Source organism: Rheinheimera sp. (genome assembly GCF_020217005.1).
Lineage (GTDB): Bacteria > Pseudomonadota > Gammaproteobacteria > Enterobacterales > Alteromonadaceae > Pararheinheimera.
Map to the genome: position 1 here is coordinate 1 of NZ_JAIWOI010000080.1, position 10000 is coordinate 10000.

A 10000-nucleotide genomic window follows, 5' to 3' on the forward strand; every position below is an offset into this window, starting at 1 on the left:
ATTTGCTGACATCATAGTGAAAGTAGGTGAAGACGGCGAAGTAACGCGTGTCCGTGATATTGGCAGGGTGGAATTAGGTGCCCAGTCCTATGCCCTGCGTTCATTGCTGAACAACAAAGATGCTGTAGCTATTCCTATTTTCCAGGCTTCAGGCTCAAACGCAATTCAGATTTCTGATGATGTGCGCGCTACTATGGCTGAGCTGTCTAAAGGTTTCCCTGAAGGTTTAACTTACGACATCGTCTACGACCCGACCGTTTTTGTTCGCGGTTCTATTGAAGCTGTCGTCAAAACTTTGCTGGAAGCTATATTGCTGGTAGTGCTGGTGGTGGTGTTGTTCCTGCAAACCTGGCGTGCTTCTATTATTCCGTTAGTGGCTGTGCCTGTGTCGCTGGTAGGTACCTTTGCCTTTATGCATATGCTGGGTTTCTCGCTGAACGCTTTATCCTTATTTGGTCTGGTCTTGGCCATAGGTATAGTAGTAGATGACGCTATAGTCGTAGTCGAAAACGTCGAGCGGAATATTGCCGATGGTTTATCGCCTATGGCCGCCACCCAAAAAGCCATGAAAGAAGTGACAGGTCCTATTGTGGCCACTACTTTGGTGTTGGCTGCGGTCTTTATTCCTACCGCTTTTATGTCAGGGTTAACAGGTCAGTTCTATAAGCAATTTGCCTTAACTATCACTATTTCTACCTTTATCTCGGCTCTGAACTCTTTAACCTTAAGCCCGGCTTTATCGGCGCTGTTGTTGAAACCTCATGGTGCTCAACCTGATGCTTTAACCCGTGTACTGAATAAAGCTTTTGGCAGTTGGTTATTTGATCCTTTTAACCGCCTGTTCAACAAAGCGTCCAAAGGTTATGGCCTGATGGTACGTAAAGTGATTCGGTTTGGTGGTATTATCGGTATTCTGTACATAGGTCTGGTTGGCTTAACTGCTGTACAGTTCCAGCAAACTCCAACTGGTTATGTACCAGGCCAGGATAAACAGTACTTAGTGGCTTTTGCTCAGTTACCGGACGCTTCATCTTTAGATCGTACCGAAGCTGTGATTAAAGAAATGTCGCGTATTGCGGCTGAACATCCGGGTGTGGCGAACTCTATCTCCTTCCCTGGCTTGTCGATCAACGGTTTTACCAACAGCCCAAGCGCCGGCATAGTCTTTGTCGGTCTGGATGACTTCGATAAAAGAACATCCCCAGAATTATCAGGCAACGCCATAGCTGCAGCGTTAAACCAGAAGTTTGCCGGTATTCAGGACGCTTTTATTGCGATATTCCCGCCGCCGCCAGTACAAGGCTTAGGCACTATAGGCGGCTTCCGTCTGCAAATTCAGGACAGAGCTAACCTTGGTTATGAAGAGCTGGCCGCTGTGACTATGCAGGTGATGCAAAAAGCCTGGGCCACGCCTGAACTTTCTGGTGTGTTCTCCAGTTATCAGGTGAATGTTCCTCAGTTGGATTTAGAAGTGGATCGGACCAAAGCCAAACAACAAGGCGTGAATCTGGATGAAATATTCCAGACGCTGCAGGTTTATATGGGCTCGGCTTATGTCAACGACTTCAACCAGTTTGGCCGGACCTACCAGGTCAATGTGCAGGCGGATCAACAGTTCCGTCAGGACCCTGAACAAATCCGCCAGTTGAAAGTACGTAACAACGCCGGTGAAATGATCCCGCTGGGTTCCTTTATTAATGTAAAACATTCAGCTGGCCCTGACCGTGTGATGCACTACAACGGTTACACCACAGCTGAAATTAACGGTGGTCCGGCTGCAGGTTACAGCACAGGTGAAGCACAAGCTGCTATTGAAAAAATTCTGGCCGAAACTTTACCGCAAGGCATGACCTACGAATGGACTGAACTGACGTACCAGCAGATTCTGGCTGGCAATGCCGAGCTGTTCATATTCCCGCTGGTGATACTGTTGGTTTTTATGGTGTTGGCCGCTCAGTACGAAAGCTTAACTTTACCTCTGGCAATTATCCTGATTGTGCCTATGACCTTATTGTCGGCTATGACAGGCGTTTGGATCTATGGTGGCGATAACAACATCTTCACTCAGATAGGTTTAATAGTACTAGTGGGGCTGGCGACCAAAAACGCCATCTTAATAGTCGAATTTGCCAAAGAGCTGCAGGACCATGGCATGAAAACTATGGATGCCATTCTTGAAGCGGCACGCTTACGTCTGCGTCCGATTTTAATGACTTCCATCGCCTTTATTATGGGTGTAGTGCCTATGGTGCTCTCCACTGGCGCTGGAGCAGAAATGCGTCAGGCCATGGGTGTAGCGGTATTCGCCGGTATGATTGGCGTCACAGTATTCGGTCTGATCTTAACACCACTGTTTTACTACGCTCTGGCCAAACGCCGTGATCGCCAGCAAGCAAAGGCTCAGGTCACAGACACAGAGGAAACTCATCATGCGTAAAACTCTTCGTTTAACAGCCATCAGTGTGGCTCTGGCATCCCTGTTATTTGGATGTGCTTCGGTAGGACCAAGCTATGCGGCTCCCGCCACAGCGAATCAGGTGCAACTGCCTGCAGAATATAAAGCAGCAGACAAAGCCCAGCACTGGTGGCAGCAGTTTAATGATCCAGTGTTAAACCAGTTAATAGAACAGGCTTTGCTGAATAACCAGACCTTGGCCGCAGCACAAGCCAACGTAACACGGGCTTATGCCATCTTTGAAGACAGCGATAATGATGGTCTGCCTCGTTTGGATATCACGGCTAGCCAGCAAAACAATCAGGTACCGGACAGTGCAGCACAAAATGCAGGTCAAATTCAGCGTCAGGCTAATCTGGGTGGCGCTTTAAGCTGGGACCTGGATTTGTTTGGCAAGCTGCGTCGCGCCGCTGAAGCGGCAGATGCCAGAGCTCAGGGCGCAGAACTGGCCTGGCAAGAAGCGAAAGTACAATTGTTAGCCCAGGTAGCCGCCAGTTATGGTGACTACCGGGGTGCCCAGCTGCGCTTGAATGTGGCAGAACAAAACCTCGGCAACTTACGTCGTACCAAACAAATTATTCTGGCGCGCCGTGATGCCGGGGTGGCCTCCGATCTGGAAATCAGCCGTATTGATGCGCAAATTTATCAGTTGCAAAGCACTCTGCCACAGTATCAGTTTGCTAAAGCCCAGGCCAACGCCACTATAGCGGCTTTAGTAGCCCAGGCTGCAGAGCAGTTTGTCGTAGACACTAAAACAGAAGCTTTGCCTGAACTGAACAAGCCATTGTCTTTTGCTAATCAGCACAACTACTTAAAGTTCAGAACTGATGTCGCTGTTGCAGAACGCGAACTGGCCGCTAGCACCGCCGATATAGGAGTAGCCACAGCAGAGCTGTACCCGCAAGTCTCTGTCAGTGGATTCTTAGGTTTTATTTCCAGCCCGGGACTGAGCCTGGGTTCACAGAATGAAGCCTGGAACATAGCACCTAGCCTACGCTGGCAAGCCACAGAGCTGAGTTCTATTCAGGCCAGGATCCGTGGTGCTGAAGCAGAGCAGCAAATGGCCTTTGCCCGCTTTCAACAAACAGTATTTGATGCCCTGGCGCAAATGCAAACTTCGTTGCAAGGCTACAGAACCAGCCGTGAGCAACAGTTAAGCTCACAGCAACAGGTCCTAGCTACTGAACAGGCGGTGCAATTAACCCGTGCTCAATACGAAGCTGGCACCATCGAGTTTCTGGACTTACTGGACGCTGAACGGGAGTGGTTAGCAGCCCGGGATCAGCAAGCTGTATTGTCCACTCAAAGTTTCCAGCGTTTAGTGGCAATCTACCGCGCCTTTGCCGGTGGAATAGAGCTGGAGCCAGGTACCCAGCAACTGGCTTTAGCGAAAGAGTAAGGCACAAAAGTTGGAGCATGAGCTCCAGCCTCACTATTAACCTTTGGGCGCCGTTTAGTCCCATTTCCTTACGGCGCCCTTTTTTTCTGCTCTTGGGATAAATGTCAGTCACCGCAGACCTATTGATAACTATTCTTATCCGCATTACTATTAAGCCAATTTTTAGCTTGAGAAAAAGGCTGAGTATCAGGTGTTTAAACTCAAACAACGCTTTTGGTTTTTAGTACATGGCTGGGTAGGTTTGCCTGTTTGGCTGATTTTTTGTGCTGTATGTTTCACTGGCACTATTGCCGTGTTCAGTCATGAACTCACTTGGTTAACTAACCCTAATTCCAGAGCAGAAAATCCGCAAAATCTGCCGGTCAAAGCTGCCACTGAATTAATTGCCGCAGTAAAAGCTGAAGTACCGGACGCAGAAATTGGTAGCGTGATGGTGATGGAACCTTACCTGGTTAATGCCATTGTATTCTCTACTGCCAAAGCACCTTTTGGTATAGCTTATGTAAACCAGTACACGGGCCAGGTCCAGGAGCTGAATTACGGCCTGAACTTTATTAGTTTTATGCGCGCCCTGCACGGCTGGTTATTATTCCCATGGCACAGCAGCTACAGTGTTGGCTATTATCTGGTCAGTGGCATGGCCATCCTCATGCTGCTGTCTTTAATTACTGGTTTAATTATTTATAAAAATTTCTGGAAAGCTTTTACTCAACCTAAAATCCGGTTGCATCAAGGCCGTAAAACCTTGCTGACCGACTTGCATCGTTTAGCGGGAGTCTGGTCTATTTGGTTTTTAGTGGTTATGAGTCTGACCGGATTATGGTATCTGGTGCAGGCTATTTTATGGCACAACGATATTGAGTTTTATCACGAACCCAAGATCCTGACGGCAGCCGAAGTGCCCGCAGCGGGACAAAAACACACACCACCATATTCACTGCAGGATGCGTTAGTGATCGCCAAACAAACGCTGCCAGAGCTGCAACCAGCTTATATTATGATGCCGGAGCATAACCGCGATTTATACCGTATTTCAGGTTCAGGTAATTCGGTATTTTTTGATCAGTATTCCTATACCGTACTGGTTAATCCATGGACAGGCGCAGTTACAGATGTGCATACACCAGACAAGATGTCAGGTCTTGAAGTGGTGAGCCATATTGCAGATCCACTGCATTACGGCACTTTAGGTGGTATCTGGACCAAAATTATCTGGTTCCTGTTTGGCTTGTTGTTATCTGGCATGTCCATCACTGGCTTTATGATTTGGGGCAGCCGCACTATCAGAGCGGCACGCAGCGAACCCGCAACTTGTTATACTACTTCAGAGGTCAATTCCTGATGGCGCAACGTGCAGATACCTGGTGGCAACGAAACAAATTTAAACTCAATGGCCTGGTGCTGGTTTTACCATTCTGGTTTTTGTATGAATCGATGAATCCGGTGTTTCCGCCGTCCTGGCCCACACAAAAAGTTGGCGCTTTTGAAGTAACACCAACGCCACTCACCAATGACGCGCCTTATCAACATCATGGCGATTGGGTAAAGGACTTCAGCCTGCAATTCTGCCAGGGTTGTGTCGCCAATATACGTCAGGCCTACATGGCAATAGCCTCGGAACAACCTGCTATCGAAGATTTTGCCCAAGCCGATTTGAGTATTTTGCACGGCAGCTCCTTTGCGCAGCATGTGCACGCCAAAGCGTCAGCCCAGCCGAAAACAGGCGATAAAGTCTGGTTATTGATTGAAGACTGGCAAGGACAACTGCATGTAGGCTCGTGGGACTGGCCACAGTCTTAATTATCTTTAAAATGGGGTCAGATCACATTGTTAACTGTTAACAATGTGATCTGACCCCATTTTTAATTTTTGTTACAAAACCCAGCACAAATTAACCTAACAAAGCGTTACACTGAAGCAGCTCATGTTCAGGGGATAGGCTATGAAACTGTTTTGGTTACTGCTGCTGTTTTTTTATCCGGGTCAGGTCCTGGCAAACAGCTGGCCAGGTTTTGCCAAACAGCAGTCCTGCCTTGAACTTTATCCTGATTTTCAACAGCTGGTGAATGACGTACGTCAACACAAAGCCTGGTATACAGCTGAGCATTGGTTAGCCCCCTGGTTATTGCCTAAACAACAATTCCAACACACACAGCAACTGGAATGTGCCCAACTGGAATACCAATCAGACAGTTTTTTAGTTCAGGCCTGGGGCTTACAGCCAAAAGCCCAATCTAATGAAAAATGGCCGGTGATTATCTACAACAGAGGTGGTAATTCGGCGTTGGGCCGATTGGATTTTGTCTCTGTGTTACGTCAACTTAGCCCTTTGGCGCAACAAGGTTTCATTGTATTAGCCAGTCAGTACCGTGGCTCTGTGCCACAAGACCAGCAGACCTATGGCAAAGACCAGTTTGGTGGCGCTGATGTGCGTGATATTCATCAGTTGATAGAACTGGCAAAAAAACTGCCTACGGCTGACGCAGATAACATATTTTTATACGGGATCAGCAGGGGCGGCATGATGAGTTATCTGACAGCACGGCAACGTGACGATATCCGCGCTATGGCTATCACCGGAGCCCCAACAAATTTAGTCACAGAATTGCCACGAAAACCTGAAATGGAGTTAATTTTCCGTAGTCTGATCCCTGACTACGACCAAAACAAAGTGAAGGAACTGGAACAACGGTCGGTAATATATTGGGCGGAAGAATTGCCCGCTACTTTGCCTATTTTGTTGATCTACGGTGGTCAGGACCAAAGGGTGCATCCGGATAATTCCAAACTGCTGGCCGCCAAATTGACCGGGCTCAAAAGGCCGGTGCGACTGATAGAGTTTAAGGACGCTGATCATTTGCTGACTGACTACAAAGAACAGGAACGCCAGGCCATGCTCAGCTGGTTTCGTCAGCATCAAGTGAATGCCGCCACAGCTGCGCCTTAATCCGCCAACTCTACTCTGTCACGGCCAAGCTCTTTGGCTTTGTACAACGCCTGATCGGCTCTTTGTACCAACTGATCCACTGCGCTGTCTGCTGTACTGGCAATACCGATACTCAGGCTGCTCTCCATGCCAGACTCTTGCATCTGCTGTTTAAACTGTTGCTGCACTCTGAACGCCAAATGCGTTAAACCTTCAGCATCTGTATCTGTAGCAGCCAGCACAAATTCATCTCCTCCCAATCGGCAGGCGATATCACTTTGACGTGCAACGGCAATCAATGCCTGGGCCAAATGCTTCAATGCCAGGTCCCCAGTTTCATGGCCGTATTGATCGTTGAGCTTTTTAAACTCATCAATATCAATCATCATCAGTGCTAAAGGTGTCCCCTGAGTGTTAGCCTGCAGCACGTATTGCTCAAATTTAATCTGGAAGGCCCGCCTATTGTCTAATCCCGTTAACACATCGGTATGAGCCAGTGTTTCCATTTGCTGTGCTTGCTGGTAAAGCTTATCTATCGTTTTCTCTGCAACCTTGACCTTTTTTTGTTGCAGTTGCATTTGCTGATCCAAAGCCATTTGATAAGCCAGAGCGTCAGCAATCAGTTTTAAACTGCAGAACAAATGTTCTGAAATGACTAACCGCTCTCTGCTGGCCCCACATAAAGTACCTATAGTTTTACCGCCGGATAATACCGGTACGGCGAAAAAACTCTGCATACCTAAAGCGGCGGCATTTGAGTTGGGAAATAATTCGGGGATAACATCAGATTGCTGTAAATTTGCGTCAAACAACAAGCGACACATAGAGTCAGACCATTCGACAACAGCGCCTTCCTGTAAAGGAATGGTCATTTGTCCTTCCACCAAAACTACCTGCTGAGTCAAAGCACGCCAATCAATCCGTGTTAAGAAAGCTGTATCCAAAGCTGTTAAATGCCGCACTAACAGCAACAGCGGTCTGGCGGACTGTTCAAGAGCTACACTGGTATAACTTTGACGTTGTGGCATAAAGTCTCTGATTGACGATCTGAGTACAGATCCTTGTAGCAGCATTTGCAGTTAATTATGAGTTTTGTACGTGCTTTTTAGCGAACAGAGCACAATAAGGGTAATTATTTTTGCGCTAGCTGTCGAAATGCCAGAGACCAAACCGACTAACCTTGACATCAACACAAGGAGAGACTTATGACTCAGTCAATTCAACAGTTAGCAACAAGCTGGGCTGCGGCAGTAGCAAGCCAGGATCTGACGCGGATTATGACGTTTTATGCCGATGAACTTGTTGCCTATGATGCTGTGGCGCAATTGCAGTTTACTGGTAAAGCAGCCTATCAGGCCCATTGGCAAAAATGCCTGGAATTCTGCTCAGGCGGTCATTCCAAATTTGAACTTCGGGATCTGAAGATCCAACAAAACGATGCGATCGGTTTTAGTCATGCTTTGGTGTATTGCGAGGGAAGCAATGAAAAAGGTGAGACTCAGGGTTGCTGGATGCGGCTGACTCAAGGCTGGCAAAAACAGCAGGACAACTGGCGTATTTTTCATGACCATTTTTCTGTACCTTTTGATATGGTATCTGGCGCTGTGTTGTTTGAACTGACCCCGGATCTTTAACAAGAATGACAAAAGGAAAGCTGCAATGAAATACTTATGCTTAGTCTACAGCGACGAAAAACTCCTGCATTCGTTACCAGAGAGCCCAAAAGACGAAGAGTGTTTTGCTTATGCCTCTGCAGTGCAACAGAGCGGTCGGATGCTGGCTGCCGAAGCGCTGCAACCCATAGATACGGCCACCACAGTTCGGGTGCGATCAGGTAAAACCTTGTTAACAGATGGTCCCTTTGCCGAAACTAAAGAACAATTGGCTGGCTTTTATCTGGTTGAAGCAAAAGATTTAAACGAAGCCATCCAGTTGGCAGCTGGTATTCCGGCCGCCCGCGTAGGCTCTGTCGAAGTTCGCCCCATCCGTCAACTGGAGGTTTAATATGAGATTTATGTTACTGATGATACCTAAAGGCTATGAAAGTGCTGCGCCTGGCACTATGCCTGAAACCGATGCAGTTGATGCTATGATGGACTACAACAGAAAACTGCAGGACGCTGGTATTTTACTCGGCTGCGAAGGCTTGCATCCGCCGTCTATGGGCGCTCGTGTCAGTTTTAATTCAGGGAAAGCACTGGTTACTGACGGACCTTTTACTGAAACAAAGGAAGTGCTGGGAGGTTTTTGGATGATTCAGGTCCCCTCCAAAGCTGAAGCCATTCGCTGGGCCAGTTTATGCCCTGCCAGTGATAATGAAGTGATCGAAGTACGCCAGGTTCAGGAAATGGAAGATTTTTCTGAAGATATTCAGCAGATAGCTGCTGATTTCGTCACGATGCAAAGCAGTTAAACTGTTGAACAATCAGGTGACAGCCGAAGCTATTTCGGCTTTGTATCAGCAGGAAAGCCGCAGGGTACTCGCCACTCTGATCCGCTTGCTGGGTGATTTTGAACTGGCCGAAGAGGCGCTGCAGGACGCATTTACCTGTGCTTTGCAGCAGTGGCCTGTTGATGGATTCCCTGCCCAACCCAGAGCCTGGCTGGTGTCCGCTGGGCGTTTTAAAGCCATAGATAAAATCCGTCAGCAGCGGACTCAGCGCCAGCATCAGCAGCAGTGGCATTTTGAGCAGGATGACGACAGTGCGGTTTGTCAGCTACAGGACCTGACTGGTCATGATTGGCAGGACGATGAACTGCGGCTGATCTTTACCTGCTGTCACCCGGCTTTATCCAACGAAGCTCAAGTAGCGCTGACGTTACGCGAAATTTGTGGCCTGACAACAGAGCAAATTGCTAAAGCCTTTTTAACCAACCCTGTCACCATAGCCCAGCGTATTGTCAGGGCAAAAAACAAAATCCGTGATGCGGCTATCCCCTACGAAATTCCAACTCAGGAGCAATTACCACAACGGCTGGATGCGGTACTTAAAGTCATTTATCTGTTGTTTAACGAAGGCTATAGCCAAAGTTCAGGCGATCAGTTGTTGTGTCAGGAACTTTGTGTTCAGGCGATACGGCTCGGCTTCTTATTATTGGAGTTGCAACCTGAAGCTGAAACTATGGGTCTATTGGCATTGCTGTTATTGCAACAATCCAGACGCCATGCCAGGACCACGGCAGAAGGCGACCTGATTTTACTGGCCGATCAGGACCGAAG

At 47.9% G+C, this 10000-nt stretch carries 10 protein-coding genes; 9 read left to right on the plus strand and 1 reads right to left on the minus strand.

All coding sequences use genetic code 11. From position 1 onward, the window contains the following. The 5 genes from LDL40_RS03915 to LDL40_RS03935 all read left to right on the plus strand — a co-directional run. A partial coding sequence (locus tag LDL40_RS03915; RefSeq protein ID WP_300993820.1) for an efflux RND transporter permease subunit occupies positions 1 to 2437 on the plus strand: 2437 nt, incomplete at its 5' end. Continuing rightward, positions 2430 to 3854, plus strand: a complete 1425-nt coding sequence (locus LDL40_RS03920) for an efflux transporter outer membrane subunit (RefSeq protein ID WP_300993821.1) — start codon at positions 2430 to 2432, stop codon at positions 3852 to 3854. The genes LDL40_RS03915 and LDL40_RS03920, both read left to right, overlap by 8 nt. 190 nt (positions 3855 to 4044) lie before the next feature. Beyond that, entirely contained in the window at positions 4045 to 5196 is a 1152-nt protein-coding gene (locus LDL40_RS03925) for a PepSY domain-containing protein (protein ID WP_300993822.1), read from the plus strand. Continuing rightward, a complete protein-coding gene (locus LDL40_RS03930) occupies positions 5196 to 5654 on the plus strand; it encodes a hypothetical protein (protein ID WP_300993824.1) in 459 nt (152 codons plus the stop codon). Before LDL40_RS03925 ends, LDL40_RS03930 begins: the two co-directional genes overlap by 1 nt. Positions 5655 to 5796: 142 nt before the next feature. Beyond that, positions 5797 to 6801, plus strand: coding sequence for a prolyl oligopeptidase family serine peptidase (locus LDL40_RS03935; protein ID WP_300993826.1), 1005 nt, complete (start codon positions 5797 to 5799; stop codon positions 6799 to 6801). Here the strand turns inward: LDL40_RS03935 and LDL40_RS03940 are convergent. Next, on the minus strand, positions 6798 to 7808 hold the full coding sequence (locus LDL40_RS03940; protein ID WP_300993828.1) for a diguanylate cyclase: 1011 nt from the start codon (positions 7806 to 7808) through the stop codon (positions 6798 to 6800). The genes LDL40_RS03935 and LDL40_RS03940 overlap by 4 nt on opposite strands. 177 nt (positions 7809 to 7985) lie before the next feature. Between LDL40_RS03940 and LDL40_RS03945 the strand changes: the two genes are divergently transcribed. The 4 genes from LDL40_RS03945 to LDL40_RS03960 form a co-directional block, all read left to right on the plus strand. Beyond that, positions 7986 to 8414, plus strand: coding sequence for a nuclear transport factor 2 family protein (locus LDL40_RS03945; protein WP_300993829.1), 429 nt, complete (start codon positions 7986 to 7988; stop codon positions 8412 to 8414). Positions 8415 to 8439: 25 nt separating this feature from the next. Then, on the plus strand, positions 8440 to 8784 hold the full coding sequence (locus tag LDL40_RS03950; protein ID WP_300993830.1) for a YciI family protein: 345 nt from the start codon (positions 8440 to 8442) through the stop codon (positions 8782 to 8784). A gap of 1 nt (position 8785) precedes the next feature. After that, positions 8786 to 9193: a YciI family protein gene (locus LDL40_RS03955; protein ID WP_300993832.1), complete on the plus strand. Its 408-nt coding sequence runs from the start codon at positions 8786 to 8788 to the stop codon at positions 9191 to 9193. Positions 9194 to 9197: 4 nt separating this feature from the next. Continuing rightward, a partial coding sequence (locus LDL40_RS03960; RefSeq protein WP_300993834.1) for a sigma-70 family RNA polymerase sigma factor occupies positions 9198 to 10000 on the plus strand: 803 nt, incomplete at its 3' end.

Bases quoted from the DNA above. Each gene is read 5' to 3' on its own strand.
- LDL40_RS03920 (WP_300993821.1), top strand. From the start codon at position 2,430: ATGCGTAAAACTCTTCGTTTAACAGCCATCAGTGTGGCTCTGGCATCC.
- LDL40_RS03930 (WP_300993824.1), top strand. From the start codon at position 5,196: ATGGCGCAACGTGCAGATACCTGGTGGCAACGAAACAAATTTAAACTC.
- LDL40_RS03935 (WP_300993826.1), top strand. From the start codon at position 5,797: ATGAAACTGTTTTGGTTACTGCTGCTGTTTTTTTATCCGGGTCAGGTC.
- LDL40_RS03940 (WP_300993828.1), bottom strand. From the start codon at position 7,808: ATGCCACAACGTCAAAGTTATACCAGTGTAGCTCTTGAACAGTCCGCC.
- LDL40_RS03945 (WP_300993829.1), top strand. From the start codon at position 7,986: ATGACTCAGTCAATTCAACAGTTAGCAACAAGCTGGGCTGCGGCAGTA.
- LDL40_RS03950 (WP_300993830.1), top strand. From the start codon at position 8,440: ATGAAATACTTATGCTTAGTCTACAGCGACGAAAAACTCCTGCATTCG.
- LDL40_RS03955 (WP_300993832.1), top strand. From the start codon at position 8,786: ATGAGATTTATGTTACTGATGATACCTAAAGGCTATGAAAGTGCTGCG.